Source organism: Pseudomonas sp. MUP55 (assembly GCF_034043515.1).
GTDB lineage: Bacteria > Pseudomonadota > Gammaproteobacteria > Pseudomonadales > Pseudomonadaceae > Aquipseudomonas.
This window is the reverse complement of the sequence record NZ_CP138214.1, coordinates 2,386,991-2,413,035: the sequence shown is the minus strand read 5'-3', so window position 1 is coordinate 2,413,035 and position 26,045 is coordinate 2,386,991. Positions and strand designations below refer to the sequence as shown.

At 65.4% G+C, this 26,045-nt stretch carries 2 protein-coding genes; both read right to left on the bottom strand.

The features are described from left to right. Positions 1-12: 12 nt before the first annotated feature. Complete coding sequence (locus SC318_RS10915) at positions 13-11,868, bottom strand: non-ribosomal peptide synthetase (protein WP_320430790.1); 11,856 nt, start codon at positions 11,866-11,868, stop codon at positions 13-15. A 3-nt stretch (positions 11,869-11,871) separates the two neighbouring features. Next, positions 11,872-25,908, bottom strand: coding sequence for a non-ribosomal peptide synthase/polyketide synthase (locus tag SC318_RS10910; RefSeq protein WP_320430789.1), 14,037 nt, complete (start codon positions 25,906-25,908; stop codon positions 11,872-11,874). Positions 25,909-26,045: the final 137 nt, after the last annotated feature.

Genomic DNA, 26,045 nt, shown 5'->3' with positions numbered 1-26,045 from the left:
ATTTGATACGGGTTATCCCATCGCCTCCACCAAGCTGCTGATGAACACAGCGCTGTCCACAATGCCGTCATGGTCAGTCTCGATCATCACCGAGCGCTCGATGCGGCCCTGGCTGATCACGCTCGCCATCTGCTGCTCGATCAGGTCCTTTAAGCGCCCTGCCCGACTCATGGACGCCCACCAGCAACTGACTGGCGCCTTGATCGGTTTGAAGTCGGCCGCCACCATTCGTTCGCTCAGCGCGCGATCGACGTCCCAGGAGATCTGCGCTTCGTTACCGTGCAGCAATTGCTCCTTGATCGCGGTAAAGGTGTCACCCAAGGCCTGCTCAGCCCAGGTCACGAAGCCTTGCCATTGTTGCGCTTCATCCTCGGTGTCGCGTTGGCATTGGGCCCAGGCAAGCTGTATCGCCTCGGCGAACGGCGGGAACATCACGCCCAACAGCGCAGCGCGGCGCTCGTTGGCCGAAGCCTCCCGAGCGTCCCCCGAATCCACCGCATCCCAATAGGGTTTGACCCATTGCGGCGGTGCGGCATCAATCCACCCCACAAACTCCACTGCACGCCCCGCTTGTTCCAGGCCGTGCGCCACTTCCATGGCCAGGTTGCCACCCAATGACCAACCCGCCAGGCGGAACGCGCCCTCGGGCTGGGCCATCAACAGTTGTGCGGTGTAATCCTCGACCATCACTTGCCATTGCGGTACCGCAGCGCCTTCTTCGGCCAACGCACGGCACATCACCCCGAATACCGGGCGCTGTTCGCGCAGTGCCAAGGCAATCGCGGTGTAACAATGCACCGAGCCAAAGCTTGGGTGGAACATGAACAACGGCGTGCCTTGCGTCTGCTGGTTAAGCTTGACGATCAACGAAGCTTGGCTATCCCCCTGCAAGCACTTGACCTGACCCGCCACGGTCGGGTTAAGCATCAACTGGCTGACCGACACATTCACACCGCTGACCTTGCGGATGCGCTCCTTGAGCATCAGTACCCGCAACGAATGGCCACCCAGTTCGAAGAAGTTGTCGTGCAATCCCACACGCTCCACATCCAGCACCTCGCGCCAGACCGCCGCGACCTGCTGCTCGATCTCGCTACGCGGCGCCTGGTACTGCTCGGTGCTGTGGGCCTCAGGCTTGGGCAATGCCTTGTGATCCAGCTTGCCGTTCGGGCTCAGCGGCATCTGCGCCAGCACGACCCACTGCGCCGGGACCATGTAGTCCGGCAGTTGCTCGGCCAGATGCGCAACCACCTGTTCCTTCCAATCCCCGTGGGCGGCTTGCAGCACCAGGTAACCAACCAAGTGGGTGCCGTCGACGGCCAGCACCGCGGCTTCGCGGACGTTGTCGAGTGCCAGCAGGCGCGCTTCGATTTCACCCAGCTCGATGCGCAGCCCCCGCAGTTTTACCTGATGGTCGATACGCCCGGCGTATTCAATCACGCCATCGTCGCGGTAGCGCGCCAGGTCGCCGGTGCGATACAAGCGCGCGCCGCTGCCAAACGGATCGGTCACAAAGCGCTCGGCTGTCAGCGCCGGACGACGATGATAACCCCGCGCCAGGCCGACTCCGCCCAGGTACAGCTCGCCCAACACACCCACTGGCGCCGGTTCCAGGTTGTCGTCCAGCACGTAGCACGCCAGGTTGGCGATCGGCCGGCCAATCGGCACAGCGTCGCGGCCTTCCTCGACACAGCTCCAGTGGGTCACGTCAATCGCCGCTTCGGTCGGGCCGTACAAATTGTACACACCGGCGCGGGGCAGCTTGGCGAAGACCTGCTGCTGGGCGTCTGCGGGCAGCGCTTCACCACTGCACACAATGCGTCGCAGGCTGTGGCACGAGGCGACGTCTGCGTCCTGCAGGAAGGCTTGCAGCATCGACGGCACGAAGTGCAACGTGGTGATGTGCTGCGTATTGATCAGGCTCACCAGCCTGGCCGGGTCACGATGGTCACCCGGTGCGGCCACCACCAGCCGTGCGCCGGTCATCAGCGGCCAGAAGAACTCCCACACCGACACGTCGAAGCTGAACGGGGTTTTCTGCAGCACACTGTCATGAGCATCGAGGCCGTACGCCTGCTGCATCCAGCACAGCCGATTGGTCAGCGCGAGATGGCGGTTGCCGGCGCCCTTAGGTTGCCCAGTAGAACCGGAGGTATAGATCACATAGGCGAGGTTTTCGCCGTGTATTGCGATGTTCGGGTTGCGGTCGCTGAAAGCGTCCAGCCAGGCATCGCCGCTCTCCAGCACCAGGCTTTGCACCCCTGCCGGCAGCGGCAGCTGTGCCTGCAAGTGGGCCTGGGTCAACAGCAATTGCACACCGCTGTCCTGCAGCATGTAGGCCAGCCGCTCACGCGGGTATTCCGGGTCCAGCGGCACATAGGCACCGCCCGCCTTGAGCACCGCCAACAGGCCGATGACCATTTCGGTCGAGCGCTCCAACGCCAGCCCAACCAGTACATCCGGGCCAACACCGGCGGCCATCAGGCGATGGGCGAGACGGTTGGCCCGGGCGTTCAATTGCGCATAACTCAAAGTCTGCCCGGCAAACACGAGCGCCGCAGCCTGCGGCGTGCGTTCCACCTGCGCCTCGATCAGCTGATGCACCGCTTGATCCAGCGGATACGCCGCAGCCGTAGCGTTCCATGCCCGCACCACCGTTTCGCGCTCGGCGGCGGCAATGGACGGCAAAGCGCCGAGACGCCGGGAGGCATCGTCTGCCAAAGCCATCAGCAGTTGCTGGAAGTGCTCGGCCAGCCGCTGGATGTGCGCCGCACTGAAGGCCTGACGGTCGTAGTTGAACTCCAGGCCCAGGCTATCGCCAATCGCCAACAACACCGTCAACGGGTAGTGCGTCTGCTCCAGACTATGCACCGTGCCAAAGCGCAGCCCGGACGGCGCGCCCTGCTCCAGCGCCTCGGACACCGGGTAGTTTTCAAACACCAGGATGCTGTCGAACAGCGCCTCGCCGCCCAAGCTGGCCCAACGCTGGATCTCGAACAACGGTGTGTGTTCCTGCTCGCGCAAGCTCACGTTCTGCTGCTGGATCTGCTGTAACCACTGGCTGACCGGCATCTGCGCATCCGGGGTCGCCACCACCGGCAAGGTGTTGATGAACAAGCCGACCTGCTGCTCAATCCCGCGCAGTTGCGCCGGCCGCCCTGCCACCGTGGCGCCGAAGGCTACGGTCGCTTGCCCGGTATGGTGCGCCAGCAGCAACAGCCAGGCGCCCTGCACCAAGGTATTGAGGGTCACCTTGTTGCGCTGGGCGAACGTTTTGAGACGTCCGGTTTGCGCTGCGTCAAGGCTCAGGCGATGTTCACCATTGACCGCCAGGCTCATGTCTTGCTGGGCTTGCGTGCTACGGGCCAGGCGCGTGGGCTCCTGCAAGCCGATCAACTGGTCTTTCCAGAACGCCTGGCTGACCGCCTTGTCCTGAGATTGCAGCCAGGCGATGTAATCGCGATATCGCCCGGTCGGCGCTGGCAACGGCTCACCCGCGTAGTGCTGCAGAACCTCGCCGAACAGCTGCGAACCGCTCCAGCCGTCCATCAGGATGTGGTGATTGGTATAGATCAAGTGATAGCTCGACGCACCGGTGCGCACCACGGTCAAGCTCAACAGCGGTGCCTGCTCCAGCACAAAGCCCTGGGCCCGTGACGACTCGGCCAGGCCGTCGAGGGCCTGGGCAACGTCTTCGCGGGCCTGCCAATCAAGTTCGACAAACGGCAGGCGAGCGTGCTTGTAAACCACCTGCAGCGGCTGCTCCAGCTCGGCCTGCCAGACAAAACCACTGCGCAGGATCTCATGACGCTCCACCGCTGCCTGCCACGCCTGATGGAAGCGCGATACATCCAGGCCCTGCACGTCGATGCGCATCTGATTGATGTAGTCACCCGAGCCTTCGCCATACAGCGACTGGAACAACATGCCTTGCTGCATGGGTGACAGCGGGTACAGGTCTTCGACCTCGGCCGCGTTCAGCGCCAAGTCGTCCAGCTGACGTTGGGACAGACGCGCCAGCGGGAAATCGGAGGGCGTCACGCCCTGGTTGGCAGATTCACAGCAGTGGTCGATCAGGGCCTGTAGCTCCTCGGCGTAGGCATCGGCCAGTTGCTCGACGGTCGCTTGCGCGAACATGGCCTGGCTGAAGCTCCAATTCAACTTCAGCTCACCGCCATACACCTGGCCGTTGATTTCCAGCCAGTTGCCCAATGGCGCATCCGGGCTTTGCTCGGCACCGCTGGCGTCACCGGACGGCGCAAACAGCCCGTGTTGCTCAGCGCTGTCGAAGCTGGCGTCGAACTGCCCCAGGTAGTTGAACGTGATGCGCGGACGTGGCAGCTCGGCCAATGCCTGCTGGGCCTTCGCATCGCCCAGGTAACGCAATGCGCCAAAACCCAGGCCTTTGTCGGGGACAGCGCGCAGTTGTTCCTTGATCTGTTTGAGAGAGCTGGCCAAGGTGGCGGCCGGCTGCAGCTTCAAGGGGTAGAGGCTGGTGAACCAACCCACGGTGCGGGTCAGGTCGATCTCGTCGAACAGGTCTTCGCGGCCATGGCCTTCAAGCCTGATCAACATCGACTCATCGCCCGTCCAGCGCGTGATCACACGGGCCAGGGCGGTCAGCAACAGGTCGTTGATCTGGGTGCGGTAGGCGCTCGGCGCGTCCTGCAGCAGGCGACCGGTATAGGTGGGGTCCAAACGCGTCGTCACACTCAGGGCAAGACGATTGCTCAGGCTGGCCTGCGGGTCTGCACCCGGCAAGCCGCACGGGCTGTCCTGCAATTGTGTCTGCCACCAGGCCAGTTCGTGTTGCAGGGCTGTGCTGCGCGCATAGGTCTGCAGGCGCTCGGCCCAGGCGCGGGTGGCGCTGGTCTTGGCCGGCAGTTGCACAGCAGCGCCCTGGGCCAGTTGCTGGTAAGAGCTTTGCAGATCTTCGAGCAGAATGCGCCAGGACACACCGTCGATCACCAGGTGATGGATCACCAGCAACAAGCGCTGGGAACCGTCGGCCAACTGCACCAGCACCGCGCGCAACAGTGGCCCCGCATTCAGATCGAGGCTGCGCTGGGCTTCTTCGCCCAGGGCTTCAAGTTCGTCGGCGGTATTCACGCGGGTCTGCCACAGCACCTGGTCAGCCTGGTGCTGTTCGGGCCCACGGTACGCCGCGCTCCAGCCCAGCGGCCCCTGCACAAACGTGCTGCGTAGCGCGTCGTGGTGAACGATCAACGCTTGGAGCGCGGCCAAAAGCAGCGGTACCTGCAGCGGTTGGTGCGGTTGCAGCACCACCGATTGGTTCCAGTGGTGACGTTCAGGTATGTCATCGGCGAAAAACGCCTGTTGCACCGGCAGCAGCAGTAACTCACCGGTCAGCGCCGACTGATCCAGCAGCACCGTGCCCTCGCCTTCGCGGGCGACCGCCGCCAGGCTCTGCACGGTCTGGTGCTGGAACAAATCCTTGGGCGAAAACCACACCCCGGCCTGACGCGCACGGCTGACCACCTGAATCGAAATGATCGAGTCGCCGCCCAGCTCGAAAAAGTTGTCATGCAAGCCCACTCGCGGCAGGCGCAATACGTCGGACCAGATCGCGGCGATTTTGTGCTCCAGCTCGCTCTGCGGCGCCACATACACCTGCTGCATCAGGCTCACATCCGGCGTCGGCAAGCCCTTGCGGTCCAGCTTGCCGTTGGGGGTCAGTGGCATGCGTTCCAGAAACATCAGGTGCGTGGGCACCATGTAGTCCGGCAAGCGGGTTTTCAGGGCGCGGCGCAGGGCTTCGCGGCCGTCGGTTTGGGCGGCGGCATCGTTGAGCAGGGCCGGGTCCAGCGGTACCACGTAGGCCACCAGTTGCTTGCCGGTCGGGCCGTCCTGGGCCACCACCACAGTTTCACCAACGCTGGCCTGCTCGCGCAGGCGCGCTTCGATTTCGCCCAGTTCGATACGGAAACCGCGGATTTTCACCTGGTGGTCGACGCGGCCGAGGTAGTCCACCACCCCATCCGGACGCCCACGGGTCAGGTCGCCGCTGCGATACACGCGGCTGCCGGGCTTGCCGAACGGGTCCGGCACAAAGCGTTCGGCGGTCAGGGCCGGACGTTCCAGGTAACCCCGCGCCACTCCCTCGCCGCCCAGGTACAGCTCGCCGGCCACGCCGATGGGTTGCAGGTTCAGTTGGGCATCGAGCACGTAGCCGCTGCGGTTGCCGAGCAAGGTGCCGATAGGCGCGTAGACGGCGCCGCACGGGTCGCCCTGGCGCGCCTTCCACAGCAGCGGCGTGACCACGGTTTCGGTGGGGCCGTAGCCGTTGAACAGGTAGGTCGGCTTGAGTGCGCGCCAGGCCAGGTCATAGCTGGCCTGGGCCACGGCATCCCCGCCGAAGCAGTAAACGCGCACCGCCGGCGGGTTGCCGTCACGCTCGGCATGTTCGGCCAGTTGCTGCAGGTACACCGGCGGGAACACTGCCATGGTCACGTTATGGCGATGCATCTGCGCGTAGGTGTATTCCGGCAGCCACAGGCTGTCGTCACGGATCAGCACGCTGGCGCCATTGATCAGCGGGTGCATCCAGCCTTCGTGGGCGCCGTCGAAGGCGAACGACATGAAGTGCAGTTCGCAATCGGCCGGGCTGGTTTCATAGCGCTCGCCGGTGGCGATGATGTGCGCCACCAATGGCCCGTGAGCCACCGCCACGCCCTTGGGCATGCCGGTGGAGCCGGAGGTGTAGATCACGTAGGCGAGGTTGTCGCCGTCCAGCGCCACATCCGGCGCGGCGTCGTGCTCGTCGGACCAGGCTTGTAGCTGGTCCACCGCCAGTGCTTGCAGGCCGTCCGGGATCGGCAAGCGTTGTTGAACGGACGAATGGGTCAGCAGCAACCGCGAGCGGCTGTCCTGCATCATGTACAGCAGGCGCTCACGCGGGTATTCGATGTCCAGTGGCACGTACACGCCGCCCGACTTGAGCACGGCAAGGAAGGCCACCATGATCTCGGCGCTGCGCGGCATGGCGATGGCCACCCGCACTTCCGGGCCGATGCCACGGGCGATCAGTGCGTGGGCCAGGCGGTTGGCCTGACGGTCCAGCTCGCCGTAGGTGAGCTGTTGGTCGGCGAACTTCACCGCCACCGCATCGGGGGTTTCCCGCGCACGGTCGGCCACCAACTCATGCACCAGGCGCTGGGCCGAGAAACCGGATGCGCTGCGATCCCACAGCGTCAGGATCTGTTGCCGCTCGGCGGCGTCCAGCAGGCTCAACTGGCCGAGCTGCTGCCGAGGGTCGGCGACCATGCCCTGCAGCAGGTTCTGCCAGTGGCGCGCCATGCGTTGCACGGTGCTGGCTTCGAACAGGTCCTGGGCATAACCGAGGGTGGCCCAGATGCCTTCGGTGGATTCCTGGATATCCAGGTCCAGGTCGAAATGCGCGGTCTTGCTTTGCCACTCCAGCCCTTCGACCAACAGGTGCGGCAGCTGCTGCTGGACCTGGGCCTGGCCGACGTCGGTCTGGTGGTTGAACATCACCTGGAACAAGGGGTTGTGGCTCAGGCTGCGCTCCGGTTGCAAGGCTTCCACCAACTGCTCGAACGGCAGGTCCTGGTGGGCCTGGGCTTCCAGAGCGCGCGCTCGGGTGTGTTGCAGCAACTGCTCGACGCTCATCTGCCCATGCAGATCGGCCTTGAGCACCTGGGTGTTGACGAAGAAACCGATGAGACGCTCGGTTTCGCTGCGGTTGCGGTTGGCGATGGGCACGCCGACGCGCACTTCCTCCTGGCCGCTGTAGCGATGCAGCAAGGTCTGGAACGACGCGAGCAGCAACATGAATAGGGTCACGCCCTGTTGCCGAGCCAGGGCTTTGAGGTCTTGAGTCAGCTCGGGGGCCAGCTCGAAGGCCAGACGTGCGCCACGATGGCTTTGCACGGCCGGGCGCGGATGGTCAAACGGCAGCTCCAGTACGCTTTGCTCGCCGCCCAGCCGCTCGCGCCAGTACGCCAACTGGCGGTCCTTCTCGCCCGCCTCCATCCAGTTGCGCTGCCACACGGCGTAGTCGGCATACTGAATCGGCAGTGCCGGCAGCTGCACATCAAGGCCCTGGCTGTAAGCCGCATACAGCTGCACCAGCTCCTCGACCATCAACTGCATCGACCAGCCATCGGAGACGATGTGATGCTGCACCAGCACCAGCACATGCTCATCCGCAGCCAGGCGCAGCAGCGACACGCGCAGCAACGGGCCACGTTCCAGGTCAAACGGCTGCGCGATCAGCGCCTCGACCTGTGACTTCAATTCAGCTTCGTCGACCTCGGCGTGAGCGATCTGCAACGACGCCTGCGGCTCGATCACTTGCACCGTGCGCGCGTGGTCCTGACGCAAATAGGTGCGCAGGCTTTCATGCCGGACCAGCAAGGCGTCGAAACTGCGTTGCAGCGCAACCGCGTCCAACTGCCCTTTCAGGCGCAGCGCACTGGGGATGTGGTACGCGGCGCTGTGGGGTTCCAATTGCCAGAGAAACCACTGGCGCTCCTGGGCGTAGGACAGCGGCAACGGTTGCTCGCGCCCTGTGGGCAACAACGCCGGGGCGGCCGGGGCCTGGCTGTCCTGGGACTGCAATGCGGCGACGAATGCATCCAGGCGCGGGTGTTCGAACAATGCTTTGAGCGCCACCTCACGCTGCAGCGTATGGCGAATGCGCGACACCACTTGCATCGCCAGCAGCGAATGCCCGCCCAGTTCAAAGAAGTGCTGGTTCAAACCGACCTGGTCGACGTCGAGAATATCCGCCCAGATTGCCGCGACCTGCTGCTGCAACGGCGTGACCGGCGCCAGCCAGTCCGGCTGAGTCGCGCTGGCGTCGGGCTTGGGCAGGGCCTGGCGGTCCAGCTTGCCGTTGGGGTTGAGTGGCATGCGGTCGAGGAAGATCAGGTGCGCCGGCACCATGTAATCCGGCAGGTGCTCGCGCAGGGTGGCCAGCAATTGCGCGCAGGTGCGCTCGCGCTCGGCGTCGCTCAACGGGTGCGTGGGCACCAGGTACGCCAGCAGTTGCTGGTCAGCGGCCAGCAACAGCGCTTCACGCACGCTGTCCTGTGCCAGCAGCAAGGTTTCGATCTCGCCCAGTTCGATGCGGAAACCGCGAATCTTCACCTGATGGTCGACCCGCCCGACGTACTCCACCACCCCATCGGCGCGATAACGCGCCAGGTCGCCGCTGCGGTAAAGCCGCTCGCCGGGCGCGCTGAATGGGTTGGCGACAAAGCGCTCGGCGGTCAGGCCCGGGCGCTGCAGATACGCGCTGGCCAGGCCGCTGGCGCTGGCAATGTAGAGCTCGCCGACGGCCCCGACGGGCAACAGGTTCAGGTCGCGGTCAAGCACGAACAAGCCACGCCCAGTTACCGCACGGCCAATCGGGCTGGCGGTGACGCCGCTGATGACGTTGGGGTCGGTGCAGTCCAGCACACTGGAGACCACGGTGGCCTCGGTCGGCCCGTAAGTGTTGAGCAGGCGCACATGGCCCAGGCCCGCTCGCTGCCACAACAGCGGGCCGTCCAGAGGCATGGCTTCGCCGCCGATATGGACCTGGCGCAAGGCGCCGTAAGGCCGCGAACCCGCCGCCAGGCAGTCCTGCAAAAACAGCTTCCAGTAGGCGGTCGGCAAATCGGCCAGGGTGATGCCCTGCTCGATGATCTGCCGGTACAACTCGGCGCCGTCCCACAGCTGCGGGCCGCGCAGCACCACCGTGGCGCCGAGGGTCAGGGCCGGGTACAGCTGCTCGACGAAGCCGTCGAAGTTCAGGGTCGCGAACTGCAACACGCGATCCTGAGCGACCAGCTGCGAATACTCGGCGGCGATCCCGGCGAACTCACTCAACGCAGCGTGGCTGATGGCAACGCCCTTGGGCTTGCCGGTGGAGCCGGAGGTGTAGATCACATAGGCCAGGCTTTGCGGTTCGAAAGTAGCCACGCGATTGTGTTCGCCACACAAGGCCAACTGTGCCTGAGCGAGGTCGATCTCCACCGCCTGCACCTGCGCCGGCAATGGCAGGCGATCGCGCAGGTGCGACTGGGTCAACACCAGGCGCACGCCGCTGTCCTCGAGCATGTGCAGCAAACGCTCGCGCGGGTACTCAGGGTCCAGCGGCACATAGGCGGCGCCGCTCTTGAGCACCGCCAGCAAACTGACCACCATGGCAAAGGAGCGCTCCACGGCGATGCCGACCAAGGCCTGCGGGCCCACGCCTTGGGCGATCAGGTAATGCGCCAGACGGTTGGCCTGGCGGTTCAGCTCGCCGTAGCTGAGGCTGTGCTCGTTCAGCGCCAATGCCTGGCGCTCGGGCTGCCTGGCGGCCTGGGCTTCGAACAATCGGTGCACACCGTGCAGTTGGCGGGTGCAGGTCGGGGCGTTCCACTCCTGGAGCATGCGCTGCTGCTCGGCGCCACCGAGCAGCGGCAGCTCACCCAGGCGGCTGCGCGGTGCGCTGACGAGCGCCTGCAGCAGTTGCTGCCAGTGTTGCGCCAAACGCTCGATGGTTGGCGCGTCGAACAGGTCGGTGGCGTAGTTAAACGCCGCCCACAGCCCCTCGGCCGATTCGTGGGTGTCCAGGCTCAGGTCGAAATGCGTGGTGTGGCTGTCCCACTCCAGCTCCAACACGCGCAGGCCCGGCAGTTGCTGGGCGCCACGTCCGCCCTGGGCGTCGGTCTGATGGTTGAACATCACCTGGAACAGCGGGTTGTGGCTCAGGCTGCGCTCGGGTTGCAGCGCCACCACCAATTGCTCGAACGGCAGGTCCTGGTGGGCCTGGGCTTCGAGCGAGCGCTGCCGGGTCTGTTGCACAAGCTCGACAAAGCTCATCTGCCCGTCCAGGTCAGCCTTGAGCACCTGAGTGTTGACGAAAAATCCGATCAGGCGCTCGGTCTCGACGCGGTTACGGTTGGCAATCGGCACGCCGATGCGGATATCCGACTGCCCGCTGTAGCGATACAACAGGGTCTGGAACGACGCGAGCAACAACATGAACAAGGTGACGCCCTCCTGCTGCGCCAGGCGTTTGAGGCCTGCCACCCGTTCGGGGGGCAGCTGCACCTGCAAGCTTGCGCCGCGATGGCTTTGCTGCGCGGGACGCGGACGGTCCAGCGGCAACTCCAGCACCGGTTGTTCACCCCCCAGCAGCGCCTGCCAATAGGCCAGTTGCCGCGCCCGCTCCCCCGCTTCCATCCAGCCGCGTTGCCACAGGGCGTAGTCGGCGTACTGGATCGGCAGCTGCGGCAGTTGCAGGTCCTGGCCCTGACTGTAGGCCGCGTACAACTGCACCAGCTCCTCGACCATCACCTGCATCGACCAACCATCGGACACGATGTGGTGCTGCACCATCACCAGCACATGCTCATCCTCAGCCAGTTGCAACAGGGTCACACGCAGCAGCGGCGCCTGGTGCAGATCGAAAGGCCGCGCCACTTCGGCTTCCACGCGCGCCAGCAACTGCGCCTCGTCGACCTGCGCTTGCTGAATCTGCACGCGCGCCTGGGGCAGCACGACCTGATACACCTGCTCACCCTCCTCGACCAACTGCGTGCGCAGGCTTTCGTGGCGGGCCAGCAGGCTGTCGAAGCTGCGCTGCAGTGCCGCCAGGTCCAGGCGTCCGTGCAAGCGCAAGGCGCCGGGGATGTGGTAAGTGGCGCTGCCTGGGTCCAGTTGCCACAGAAACCACTGGCGCTCCTGGGCGTAGGACAGCGGCAAGGTGGCGGTATCGTGACGCGTCGGGGCAATCGGCAGTTGCGCGAAACTCATGCCCCGACCCTGCAGGCGTTGATAGAACTGCTGGCGTTGTTCCAGAGGCAGGCGAAGAAAGCGCGACACCAGGTCGATGTTAGTGTTGGAAAGCATGGTTCAAATCGCCTCTAGTTCGCTCAAAAAGTCACGAAGGTCATCAAAATCTTCCTCGCTGCCGGCGCGGAAGGTGGCTGCGGCCTGTACGTAGGCACGCAGCGATTCGGTCTGGAACAGTTCCATCAGCGGGACGTCCAGGCCCAGCTCGGCCTGGATCCGCGAGGTGATCTGGATGGCCAGCAGGGAATGCCCGCCGACTTCGAAGAAGTTGTCGTCCAGGCCCACTTGCGGCAGGTGCAGGATGTCGGCCCAGATCGCGGCGATGTGCTGCTCCAGCTCGGTTTGCGGCGCCACGTATTGCTGCTGCATCTGGCTGGCATCGGGTAATGGCAGGCCTTTGCGGTCGAGCTTGCCGTTGGGCGTCAACGGCATCTGCGCGAGGAACACGAAGTGCGCCGGCACCATGTAATCCGGCAGGCCGGTTTTCAGGGCGCGGCGCAGGGTGTCGCGGAACTCGGCCTGGTCGGCCAGGGTGGCATCGGCCGGGACCACATACGCCACCAGCTGCTTGCCGGTCGGGCCGTCTTGGGCCACCACCACGGTTTCGCCGACGCTGGCCTGCTCGCGCAGGCGCGCTTCGATTTCGCCCAGCTCGATACGGAAACCGCGGATTTTCACCTGGTGGTCGACGCGGCCGAGGTAGTCCACCACCCCATCCGGGCGCCCGCGGGTCAGGTCGCCGCTGCGATACACGCGGCTGCCGGGCTTGCCGAACGGGTCCGGCACAAAACGTTCGGCGGTCAGGGCCGGACGCTCCAGGTAACCCCGTGCCACGCCCTCGCCGCCCAGGTACAACTCGCCGGCCACGCCGAGGGGTTGCAGGTTGAGTTGGGCATCGAGCACATAGCCGCTGCGGTTGCCGAGCAAGGTGCCGATGGGTGCGTACACCGCGCCGCACGGGTCGCCCTGGCGTGCCTTCCACAGCAGCGGCGTGACCACGGTTTCGGTGGGGCCGTAGCCGTTGAACAGGTAGGTCGGCTTGAGTGCGCGCCAGGCCAGGTCATAGCTGGCCTGGGCCACGGCATCGCCGCCGAAGCAGTACACGCGCACCGCCGGTGGGTTGCCGTCACGCTCGGCGTGTTCGGCCAGTTGCTGCAGGTACACCGGCGGGAACACCGCCATGGTCACGTTATGGCGATGCATCTGCGCGTAGGTGAATTCCGGCAGCCACAGGCTGTCGTCACGGATCAGCACGCTGGCGCCGTTGATCAGCGGGTGCATCCAGCCTTCGTGGGCGCCATCGAAGGCGAACGACATAAAATGCAGTTCGCAATCGGCCGGGCTGGTTTCATAGCGCTCGCCGGTGGCGATGATGTGCGCGACCAACGGCCCGTGGGATACCGCCACGCCCTTGGGCATCCCGGTGGAGCCGGAGGTGTAGATCACGTAGGCGAGGTTGTCGCCGTCCAGCGCCACGTCTGGGGCGCTGTCGCTCAAGTGCGCCCATTGCTCGGTGCAGTCGATGGCCAGGGTTTCCAGCCCCTCAGGAAGCGGCAATTGCGCCAAGGCCTGGGTGTGGCTGAGCAGCAGTTGCGCGCGGCTGTCCTGCATCATGTACAGCAAGCGGTCACGCGGGTATTCGATGTCCAGTGGCACGTACACACCGCCCGACTTGAGCACGGCAAGGAAGGCCACCATTATCTGCGCGCTGCGCGGCATGGCGATGGCCACCCGCACTTCCGGACCGACGCCACGGGCGATCAGCGCGTGGGCCAGGCGGTTGGCCTGAGCGTTGAGTTCAGCGTAACTGAGGGTGTGCGAATCGAACTTCACCGCCACTGCCTCCGGGGTTTCCCGCGCACGGTCAGCGACCAATTCATGCACCAGACGCTGGGCCGAGTAGCCCGAATCCGTGCAGTTCCACAGCTGCAGGATGTGCTGCTGCTCGGCGGCGTCCAGCAGGCTCAACTGGCCGAGCTGCTGCCGAGGGTCGGCGACCATGCCCAGCAACAGGTTCTGCCAATGCGCCGCCATGCGCGCGATGGTGGCCGGCGCGAACAGGTCGGTGGCATAGCTCAGGGAGGCATGCAGCGCCGTCGGGCTTTCCTCCACATCCAGCGCCAGGTCGAACTGGGCCACGCCTTCATCCCAGCTCAGCACTTCGACGTGCAGGTCGGTCAGCTGCTGCAGACGGCTTTCGGCGGACGTTACGCGATGGTTGAACAGCACCTGGAACAACGGGCTCAGGCTCAGGCTGCGCTCCGGTTGCAGGGCTTGCACCAGTTGCTCGAACGGCAGGTCCTGATGCGCCTGGGCCTCCAGGGAACGCTGGCGCACCTGGCGCAGCAGTTGCTCGACGCTCATCTGCCCGTGCAGGTCGGCCTTGAGCACTTGGGTGTTGACGAAGAAACCAATCAAACCCTCGGTTTCCAGGCGGTTACGGTTGGCAACCGGTACGCCGACGCGCACGTCTTCCTGGCCGCTGTAGCGATGCAACAGCGCCTGATAGGACGCCAGCAGCACCATCGGCAGCGTGACGCCAGCGTTGCGCGCCAAGGCCCGCAAGCCTTCCAGCAACCCCGGCGCCAGCTCGATGCCCAGGCGTGCGCCGCGATGGCTTGGCAGCGCCGGGCGCGGGTAGTCGAACGGCAGCGCCAGCACCGGCTGTTCACCGCCCAGTTGCTCACGCCAGTAGGTCAGTTGACGCGCCTGCTCGCCGGCCTCCATCCAGTGGCGTTGCCACACCGCGTAGTCAGCGTACTGGATCGGCAACGCCGGCAGGTTCGGCGTGTGCCCCTGGCTGAACGCGGCATACAGTTGCACCAGCTCCTCGACCATCAATTGCATCGACCAGCCATCGGAGACGATGTGGTGCTGCACCAGTACCAGCACATGGTCATCCTGCGCCAGGCGCAACAGCTTGACTCGCAACAGCGGCCCGCGCCGTAAATCGAACGGGCGTGCGACCTCGGCCGCGACCCTGGCCTTCAGATCGGCATAGTCGCAGGCGCCGAGGTCGATCTCGATCAGGCCCAGCGCTTCGATGACCTGCACCGCGCCGGCGGCTTCCTGGCGCACATGGGTGCGCAGGCTCTCGTGGCGCGCCAGCAAAGTGTCGAAACTGCGTTGCAGCGCGGCCGGGTCCAACGGGCCATGCAAACGCAAGGCACTGGGGATGTGGTACGCGGTGCTGTGCGGGTCCAGTTGCCACAGGATCCATTGACGCTCCTGGGCGTAGGACAGCGGCAACGGTTGCGTGCGGTCGGCCTTGAGCAGCGCAGGCGCGGTAACGCCCTCCTCGCCCAGTGCGCGCACAAAATCCCCCAACAGCGGCTGTTCGAACAGGCTCTTGAGCGCGACTTCCAGGGCCAATGCCTGGCGCACCCGTGACACCACTCGCGTGGCCAACAGGGAATGCCCGCCCAGCTCGAAAAAGTGATCGTCGAGACCGACCTGCGGCAGCTCCAGCACCTCGGCCCAGATCGCCGCGACCTGTTGTTCGCGCGGGGTGACGGGCAGCCGATGGTTTGTGTGCAACGGGCTCGCGTCCAGTGTAGGCAAGGCCTTGCGGTCGAGCTTGCCGTTGGGTGTCAGCGGCAGACGGTCGAGGAACAGCAGGTGCGCCGGCACCATGTAGTCCGGCAGGCGCTCGCGCAAGGCGGTTTTGTAGGCCTGTTGCTGCGCCGGCTCGGAGGTCACCAGGTAGGCGATCAAACGGTCGTTATCGGCCAGCACCACGGCTTCGCGCACGCCCGGATATTCGCGCAGGCAGGCTTCGATTTCACCCAGTTCGATGCGGAAACCGCGCACCTTGACCTGATGATCGACCCGCCCGATGTACTCGACCACACCGCCTGCGCGGTAACGCGCCAGGTCACCGGTGCGGTACAGGCGTGCGCCGGGTGCGCCAAACGGGTCCGGCACAAAACGCTCGGCGGTGAGCGCCGGACGAGCGTGATAACCCCGCGCCAGGCCGACCCCGCCAATCAGCAGCTCACCGGTCGCGCCTTGCGGGCAGGGGGTGAGCCCGGCACTGAGGATGAACAGCGATGTGTTGGCGATGGGCCGCCCGACCAGAGGCTGCGCCTCGTGCAATCGATGGGCCGCCGACCAGATGGTGGTTTCCGTCGGCCCGTAGAGGTTCCACACCGGGCCTTGCAGATCGAGCAGGCGCTGGGCCAGGTCTGCCGGCAGTGCTTCGCCGCCGCACAGGCACTGGATGCCGCGCAACAAGTGCGCGCGCGGGCTGTCGAGCAGCATGCGCCAGGTCGACGGTGTGGCCTGCAGCACGCTGGCCGCCTGGCTGTGGGCCAGGTCGATAATGGCTTCCGGGTCCAGTGCCATGGCCTGCTCGCTCAACAGCACCGTCGCGCCGACACTCAGCGGCACGTACAGCTCAAGGGCGAAGATATCGAACGAGAAGGTGGTCAACGACAACAGGCGTGCATCGGCGTCGATGGACAAGGTGTCGGCCATGGCGCAGGTGAAACTGCACAGCGCCTGGTGCCGCACCATCACACCCTTGGGCTTGCCGGTGGAGCCGGAGGTGTAGATCACGTAGGCCAGATGTTCTGGCGTGACCGCGACCTGCGGGTTGTGCTCTTGACCCTGTTGATCTTCGACCAGCAGCACGTGCAGGCCTTCGGGCTGTGCCAGGCGGCCGTCCAACCGCGCCTGAGTCAGCAGCACCCGGGCGCCGCTGTCTTGCAGCATGAACGCCAGGCGCTCCGCCGGGAATTGCGGGTCGAGCGGCACGTAGGCGGCACCGGCCTTGAGGGTTGCCAGCAGACTGACCGCCATGTCCAGCGAACGCTCCACGTGCACCGCCACCAGCACATCGGGCCCCACGCCCGCCGTGATCAAGCGGTGCGCCAGGCGATTGGCCCGGCGATTGAGCTCGGCGTAGCTCAGGCTGTCGCCATTGAAACGCAGCGCAACGGCGTGCGGCTGGGTCAGGGCTTGGGCTTCGAACAGCTGGTGTACGCAGCGCTCGCGTGGATAGTCAAAGGGCGTGTGGTTCCAGTCGTGCACCGTCTGCTGCCATTGCGGCGCGCTGAGCATCGACAGTTCATCGAGCGCCTGCGAGGCATCGCGCACCACGGCGCGCAGCAGGTTATGCCAATGCCCGGCCAGGCGTTCCAGGGTCGCCGCTTCGAACAGGTCGGTGGCGTACGTCAGTGACGCCCAAAGGCCGTCGGCGGATTCTTCGGTTTCCAGGCTCAGGTCGAACTGGGTGGTGTGGCCGGCCCAGTCCAGCGCCTGCAACGCCAGGCCCGGCAAGTTAACAGGGCCGGCGCGCAGGTTGTCCTGATGGTTGAACATCACTTGGAACAGCGGGTTGTGGCTCAGGCTGCGCTCGGGCTGCAGCACGTGCACCAGTTGCTCGAACGGCAGGTCCTGATGGGCCTGGGCCTCCAGGGCGCGTTGCTTGACCTGGGCGAGTAACTGCGCGAACGGCATTTGCCCGTGCAACTGCGCCTGCAGCACCTGGGTGTTGACGAAGAAGCCCACCAGCCGCTCGGTTTCCAGGCGGGTGCGGTTGGCAATCGGCACGCCGACACGGATCTCGGCCTGGCCGCTGTAGCGATGCAGCAAGGTCTGGAACGAGGCCAGCAGGAGCATGAACAAGGTCACTCCCTCACGCTGGGCCAACACCTTGAGTTCGGCCACCAGCGCGCCGTCCAGATGGATCTGCCGACGCGCGCCTCGATGGCTTTGCACCGCTGGGCGTGGGTGGTCCAGTGGCAGCTCCAGCACCGGGTGCTCAGTGCCCAGACGCGCGCACCAGTAATCGAGTTGGCGCTGTGTTTCCCCGGCCGCCATCCAGTCGCGCTGCCACTGGGCATAGTCGGCGTACTGGATCGGCAGCGCTGGCAACGCGCTTTCGCCCTGGTACAGCGCCACCAGCTCATCGACCATCACCTGCATCGACCAACCGTCGGAGATGATGTGGTGCTGGGTGATTACCAGCACATGATGCTGCGGCGCAACGTCGAGCAATTTGACCCGCATCAGCGGGCCACTGCGCAGGTCGAACGGGCGCTGGATTTCCTCGGCCACCGCCTGTTCGATAGCCGAGGCATCGACGGGCTGGCGCTCGATGCTCAGCGAAAGGCCTGGATGGATGACTTGCAGGGTCTGCTCGCCGTGCTCCACAAAGGTGGTGCGCAGCGGCTCGTGACGCTGCACCAGCGCCTGGAACGCCTGTTCCAGGGCAGCGATGTCGAGCTGACCGCGCAGGTGCAGGGCGGTCGGCACGTGATAGGCCGCGCTGGTCGGGTCCAGTTGCCAGAGGAACCATTGGCGCTCCTGGGCGAAGGACAGCGCCAGTGGCTGGTCGCGCTCGAGCGCCTGCAGCGGCTGCGCCGTGTTCACCTGCAACGCCGCACAAACATCGGCGAATGCGTGCAGGGTCGGCTGTTCGAACAGCGTGCGCAGCGGCACTTCCAGGTTGAGCGCATGCCGCACGCGGGAAATGACCTGGGTGGCCAGCAACGAGTGCCCGCCGCGTTCGAAAAAGTGATCGGCCAGGCCGACCTGTTCAACCTGCAATACCGCTTGCCAGATCGCCGCCAGCTGGATCTGCAGCGGGCTGTGGGGCGCCACGTAGGCTTGGGCGTGCAGGTTCAGGTCCGGCGCCGGCAGCGCGCGGCGGTCGAGCTTGCCGCTGTTGTTCAGTGGCAACGCATCGAGCACCACCCACTGCCCAGGCACCATGTAGTCCGGCAGCGACTGGCGCAAACGGGCCGCCAGGGTTTGGGTTTCCAGCGTGTGGCCCTCGGCGGAAACCACGTACGCAACCAATTGCGTGCCGGTGGCGCCCGGCACAGCCAGCACTGCAGCCTCGCGCACCGACGGTAAGGCTTGCAGGCTGGCCTCGATTTCGCCCATTTCGATACGCAAGCCGCGAATCTTCACCTGATGGTCGATACGCCCGACGTATTCCAGCGCGCCTGCCTCGTTGTAACGAGCCAGGTCGCCGCTGCGATAGAGCCGCGCACCGGGTACTGCGGAAAACGGGTCGGGCAGAAAGCGCTCGGCGGTCAGTGCCGGGCGGTCGAAATAACCTTGGGCCAGACCGGCCTGCGCGCCAATGCACAATTCGCCCACGCCCTGGTTGGCCAGCAGCTCGAAAGCGCTGTCGAGCACGTAGAGCGAGCGCCCTGCGATGGCACGCCCAATCGGCACACCGAACGCGTCGTTGGCATCCGTCAACTGGCAATCATGCACGCTGGAGACCACCGTCGCCTCGGTCGGCCCGTACGTGTTGACCAGCCGCACACCGCCCAGGCCGGCCGCATGCCAGGCGCGCAGGCCTTCCACCGACATCGCCTCACCACCCACATGCACCTGGCGCAGCTTGCCCAGGGCGCGGCGGTCCACGGCGCACTCCTTGGCCAGCAGGTACCAGTAAGCGGCGGGCAAGTCGGCCAGGGTCACGCCCTGGTCAACGATCTCGCGCGCCAGTTGCCCGGCGTCCCACAATTCATCGCCGCGCATGATCAGCGCCGCGCCCACGCACAGCGGCGGGTAGCACTGCTCGACAAAGCCGTCGAAGCTGAAGGTGGCAAATTGCAGCACGCGGTCCTGGGCGCTCAGTTGGCTGTACACCACGGCGCTGTCGCAGAACTGGCCGAGGGCGGCATGGTCGATGGCCACGCCTTTGGGCTGGCCGGTGGAGCCGGAGGTGTAGATCACATAGGCCAGGTCCGCCGCTGCCGCGTGGTTGAGTGGGTTGGTCGCGGGGTAACCGGCCAATTCGTCACCGCCTGCGCTGAAGTCGACACGGCTCAGCCCCGCCGGCAACGGCAACTCGGTGAGCAAGCCGGTTTCGCTGAGCAAAAGGTCCAGCCGGCTGTCGGCGAGCATGTAGGCCAGGCGCTCGGCCGGGTATTTCGGGTCCAGTGGCACGTAGGCCGCGCCGCTTTTGAGCACCGCCAGCAAGCTGACGATCAGTTGCGGGCCACGACGGGACGCCAGACCCACGCGTTGCCCGGGGCCGACGCCCAGTTCCAGCAGGCGATGAGCCAGACGGTTGGCGCGTGCGTTGAGCTGGGCATAGCTCAGGCGTTCGCTGCCGGCCTGCACCGCCAGTGCGTCCGGCGTGGCCTGTGCCTGGGCAGCGATGCGCTGGTGGGCGTGCTCCTGACGCGCAGTTGCCATGGGCAACTGGCTGAGGGCAAGCACATTGCGCTGTGCGGTGGCGTCGAGCAGGCGCAGGTTGCCCAGGGGGCTTTGCGCATCGACGAGCAATTGTTCAAGCAGATACTGCAGGTTGTCGCTCAGGCGAATGATCTGGGATTGGCTGAAATGCGCGCAGTCGTAGCTGAACTCCAGGCGCAGGCTGGCACCCAGTTCGATGCCCAGGGTCAGCGGGTAATGGGTGCGCTCATGGTTGTGCAACCGGCCGAACGTCAGGCCGGCCGGCGCCCCTTGTTTGAGGGCTTCGGCCACGGGGAAGTTTTCGAACACCAGCAGGGTGTCGAACAGCGCAGCGCCTTGCTGGCCAGCCCAGCTCTGGATGTCATAGAGCGGCACGTGCTCGTGATCACGCAGGCTGAGGTTCAACGCCTGCAACTCGCTGAGCCAGCTGACGGCCGATTGCGCCGGCGAGGCGGCGCTGATGATCGGCAGCGTGTTGATGAACAGGCCCAACTGTTGCTCGATCCCCGGCAATGGCGCGGAACGCCCCGCCACGGTGGCGCCGAAGGCCACGCACGCCTGGCCGGTGTAGCGTTGCAGCAGCAGGCTCCAGGCGCCTTGCATCAGGGTGTTGAGGGTGACCTTGTGCTGGCGGGCGAACTCACCGAGGCGGTGGCTGAAGTCACTGCCCAGCACGACCTGATGTTCAGCGGTACCGGCCCCCGCGACCGGGGCGCGCAGCGCTTGGGCGAGCAAAGTCGGTGCTTGCAAGGGCGCCAGCTCGGCTTTCCAGAAGGCTTCGCCGTTGCCTTGTCGTTGCAGCCAGCCCAGGTAATCGCGGAACTGCCCGAGCGGCGCAGGCACCGCCTGGCCGGCGTAATGGGCAAGCACTTCGCCGAGCAACTGGGCGTTGCTCCAGCCATCCATGAGGATGTGGTGGCTGGTGAAGATCAGGTGCCAGGCCGCGCCCGCACCGCGTACCAGCATCAGGCGAAACAGCGGCGCGGCATTGAGTTCGAGGCCGCGTTCACGCTCGCTGCAGGCCAGGGCCTCGAGATCGGCACTCGGGTCTTCGATCACCTGCAATTGCAGGTCGACCTGACGCTGGATCACTTGATGCGCGCTGTCCAGGCCCAGCCAATGAAAGCTGCTGCGCAGGATGTCGTGACGGTCCAGCGCGGCTTGCCAGGCGCGCCCGAATGCGAGCAGGTCGAGGCCGTCGATGTCCAGGCGCAACTGGTTGATATACGCCTGGGCTTCGGGCTCCAAGAGGGTGTGGAACAACATGCCCTGCTGCATCGGCGACAGCGGGTAAAGGTCGGCAATGGCCGGCCCGGCCAGCGGCAATCCATCCAGCTGCGTCTGGCTGAGACGGGCCAGGGGGAAGTCCGATGGCGTGACCTGCCCGGCCGGCGTGGCACAGCAATGCTCGATCAGGGCCTTGAGCTCAACGGCGTACTCATCGGCCAGGCGCTGGATGGTCGAAGCCTCGAACATCTCGCAACTGAAGCCCCACTGCAACGCCAGCTCACCGCCATACACCTGCCCTTCCACCGTCAGCCAGTTGGCCAGCGGCGCCTCGGGGTCCTGGGCCTGGCCGCTGCCCTCGGCGGCCGGCACGAACAGCGCGGACTCATCGAACTGACGGTCGAACTGCCCCAGGTAGTTGAACGTAACGCGCGGCGCGGCCAGGCCGGCCAGGGATTCGCGGGCTTCAGGCGCGCCGAGATAGCGCAGCACGCCATAGCCCAGGCCCTTGTCGGGCACGGCGCGCAGTTGCTCCTTGACTGCCTTGATCGCGTCGGACAGTTCGCCGTCGGCTTGCAGGCGTACCGGAAACAGGCTGGTGAACCAGCCGACGGTGCGGGTCAGGTCGATGCCATCGAACACGTCTTCGCGGCCATGCCCTTCCAGCTGGATCAGCGCGGCGGGCTGCCCGCTCCAACGGCTGATCACGCGTGCCAGGGCGGTGAGCAGCAGGTCGTTGACCTGGGTGCGATAGGCCGCCGGCGCCGCTTGCAGCAGTTGGCGCGTGTGTTCGGCATCAAGGCGTGTTTCAAGCTTGGCGCCCAGGCGGTTTTGCTGGCCGCCTTCAGGGTGATCACACGGCAACTCGGCATCGACCGATTGCGCCTGCCAGTACGCCAGTTGAGGGTCGAGCGCCTGCGCGTGGTCTTGCAGTTGTCGCGCCCAATGCTGATAGGCGCTGGTCTTGGCCGGCAGCGTCTGCCCGCGATACGCCTGCTGCAGGTCTTCGAGCAGGATGCGCCAGGACACGCCATCGACCACCAGGTGGTGGACCACCAGCAGCAAGCGCTGGGTGCCATCGGCCATGTCGACCAGGGCGGCGCGCAGCAGCGGGCCTTGCGCCAGGTCGAGGCTGCGCTGGGCCTCATCGCAGAGCGCGGCCAATTGGGCGTCGGTGTCGGCACGGGTCTGCCACAGTACCGAGGCGTCGCCCGGCGCGGCGTGGAGTTGTTGCCACCCCTCGGCCTGCGCCACGAAGCGCAGGCGCAGGGCATCGTGATGCCGGATCAACTGCATCAACGCCGCGTCAAGCCGAGCAGGCTCCAGTGCTTCACGCGGGGTCAGCAGCAATGACTGATTCCAATGCTGGCGCGCCGGGATGGCCTGGGCGAAAAACCCTTGCTGCACCGGGGTCAGGATGACTTCGCCGCTGACCGGCCCTTGATCGACCACGCTCAGCGCGTCGAAGCCCGCCACCAGCGCGAGGCTGCGCACACTCTGGTATTGGAACAGGTCGCGCGGGCTCAGGCGGATCCCGGCCTGGCGGGCGCGGCTGACCACCTGGATGGAGATGATCGAATCGCCGCCCAGCTCGAAGAAGTTATCGTCCAGGCCGACGGCCTCGATACCCAAGACGTCGCACCAGATCGCGGCCAAGGCTTGTTGCAGGGCGTTTTCCGGCGCGGCAAAAGCCTGCTGCGACGCGGCGTCGGGCAATGGCAGCGCCTTGCGGTCGAGCTTGCCGTTGGCGGTCACCGGCAGCCTGGCAAGCGTGATGAAGTGGGTGGGCACCATGTATTCCGGCAGGCTGCCCAGCAGCCATGCCTTGAGGTCGGCCGCTGCTTCGTTTTCAAGCACCAGGTAAGCCACCAATTGCTTGCCGCCATGTACCAGCACTACGGCTTCGCGCACTGCCGGATGCTGCATCAGGCGCGTTTCGATCTCGCCCAATTCGATGCGCAAGCCGCGCAACTTGACCTGATGATCGAGGCGACCGAGGTATTCGATCACCCCATCGGCGCGCTGGCGCACACGGTCGCCGGTGCGATACAGGCGCTCGCCGGCCACAAAGGGGCTTGGCACAAAACGCTCGGCCGTCAGCGCCGGGCGCCGGTGGTAGCTGCGTGCCAGGCCGGTTCCACCCAGGTACAGCTCGCCCGAGATCCCCGCGGCAACCGGGTTGAGCTGGGCATCGAGCACGTAGGTGGCGAGGTTGGCGATCGGCCGGCCGATGGGCACGCTGTCGGCGCCTTCGTCGAGGCAGGTCCAGTGGGTCACGTCGATCGCGGCTTCGGTCGGGCCATAGAGGTTGTACAGGGCCGTGTTCGCCAGCTTGGCGAACACCTGGTGTTGCGCGTCCAACGGCAAGGCTTCGCCACTGCAGACAATCCGCTTGAGGCTGGCGCAGGCTTCTACACCGGGCTCATGGATAAACGCCTGCAACATCGACGGCACGAAGTGCGCGGTGGTGATGGCGTGCCGGTTGATGGTCGCGATCAGGCGTGCCGGTTCACGGTGTTCGCCAGGCGCGGCGACCACCAGGCGTGCGCCGGTGATCAACGGCCAGAAAAATTCCCACACCGAAACGTCGAAGCTGAACGGGGTTTTCTGCAACACCGCGTCGCCGACATCAAGGGCGTAGGCCTGTTGCATCCAGCACAGGCGATTGACCAGCGCACGGTGGCTGTTTCCGGCGCCCTTGGGTTTGCCGGTGGAGCCGGAGGTGTAGATCACGTAGGCCAGGTTCAACCCATGGAGGGTGACGTTGGGGGCCGCAGTGCTGTAGCCGTCGAGCCAACTCGCCGGCTGATCCAGGGCAATCACCTGGATCCCTTCGGTGGGCAGGCGCTCCATCAGGCTTTGCTGGCTGAGCAGCAGTGTGATGCCGCTGTCCTCGATCATGTACGCCAGGCGTTCTTCGGGGTATTCCGGGTCCAGCGGGACGTAGGCACCACCGGCCTTGAGGATGGCCAGCAACCCCACGACCATCTCGACGGAACGCTCGACACAGATACCCACCAGCACGTCGGCGCCGACGCCTTGCTCACGCAACGCATGGGCCAGCCGGTTGGCGCGTGCCTCAAGCTGGGCATAGGTGAGGGTCAGCTCACCGAAGACCAGCGCGGGTGCGTCAGGCGTGCGGCGCGCCTGGTCTTCAATCAAGTGGTGGATGGCGCGTTCGGTCGGGTATGGCTCAGCCGTGTGGTTCCAGGCCTTGACCAGCACCCGTTGCTCGTCCGCACTCAGCATCGGCAACTCGCCGATGCGCTGTTCGCCGTCGGTCACCATGGCTTGCAACAAGCTGACCCAGTGGCGCGCCATACGCTGGATGGAGGGTGCGTCGAACAGGTCGTTGGCGTAGGTCAGCGCGGCATGCAGGGTGCCGGACTTTTCATAGGTGTCGAGGGTCAGGTCGAACTGGGTAGTGCGGCCTTGCCATTGCACCAGGGCCAGTTCCAGGCCGGAGGCGGTACTCACGGAGGCGATGTCCGCCACCACCGGTTGATGGTTGTACATCACCTGGAACAGCGGCGTATGGCTCAAGCTGCGCTCGACTTTCAAGGCTTCCACCAAGCGCTCGAAAGGCAATTCCTGATGAGCCTGGGCGCCCAGGGCGTGCTCCTTGATGCCTTGCAGCAGTTCGGCAACGCGGGTCTGCCCGGTCAGCTCGGTGCGCAGTACCTGGGTGTTGACGAAGAAACCGATCAAGCCTTCGACTTCAGTGCGGTTGCGGTTGGCGATGGGCACGCCGACGCGGATATCGCCCTGCCCCGTGTAGCGATGCAGCAGCACGTTGAAGGCGCCAAGCAGCAACATGAACAAGGTGACGTTGTGCTTTTGCGCACACAGGCGCAGTTGGGTGACCAGTGCGGGGTCGATCTCGAAGGTATGGCGCGTGCCCTGGAAACTCGGCATGGCCGGCCGTGGACGGTCGGTCGGCAGCTCCAGCACCGGATGCTCATCGCCCAGGCGCGCCTGCCAATACGCCAACTGGCGCGCCTGCTCGCCGGCCTCCAGCCAACGGCGCTGCCACAGCGCGTAGTCGCTGTACTGGATCGCCAGGGCCGGCAACTGCGGCGCCTCGTTACGCTCGTGGGCGTCATAGAAGCGGATGAATTCGTCGATCAGCACATTCATCGACCAACCGTCGGAGACGATGTGGTGCAGGGTCAGCAGCAGCACGTGCTCCTGTTCGTCGAGCCTGAGCAGTTGCACGCGCAGCAGCGGGCCCTGTTCCAGGTCGAAGGGCAATAGCGATTGACGCGTCGCCGCCGCGTTGACTGCCTGCTCACGGTCGATGGGCGACAGGCTGCTCAAATCCAAATGCTCGACGGCCAGCGACGGCTCGATTGCAACCTGCGCCAAACGCTCGTCCGCCTGACGCTGAAACACCGTGCGCAGGGTTTCATGGCGTGCCACCAGGCTGGCGAACGCTCGTTCCAGAGCGTCGAGGCTGAGCGCGCCTTTCAAGCGCACCGCGCCGGGCAGGTTGTAGGCGCCGCTGGCCGGATCCAGCTGCCAGAGAAACCACATGCGCTGCTGCGCGTAGGACAGCGCCTGGCGATCCTCAACCTCCACCCCCGCCGGAATCGGAAACCGGGAAAAATCCACGCCTTCTTTCTGCAAGGCCTGCAGGAACAATTGGCGCTTTTCCAGGGGCAACCCGATAAACCGGCGAGCAAGTTTCAAGGAGTCTTCAGCATTCATGTGTTGGAGTCCGGAGCAATAGGCAGGAAGCACAAAGGCACGTCGTCCCTATAAAACGAACCGCGAAGGGAAAAATTAGCGAGGAATGGGGGGCTGCAAGCGAGGTGTCATCAGGGGTTACATCAATGTCGGGAAAG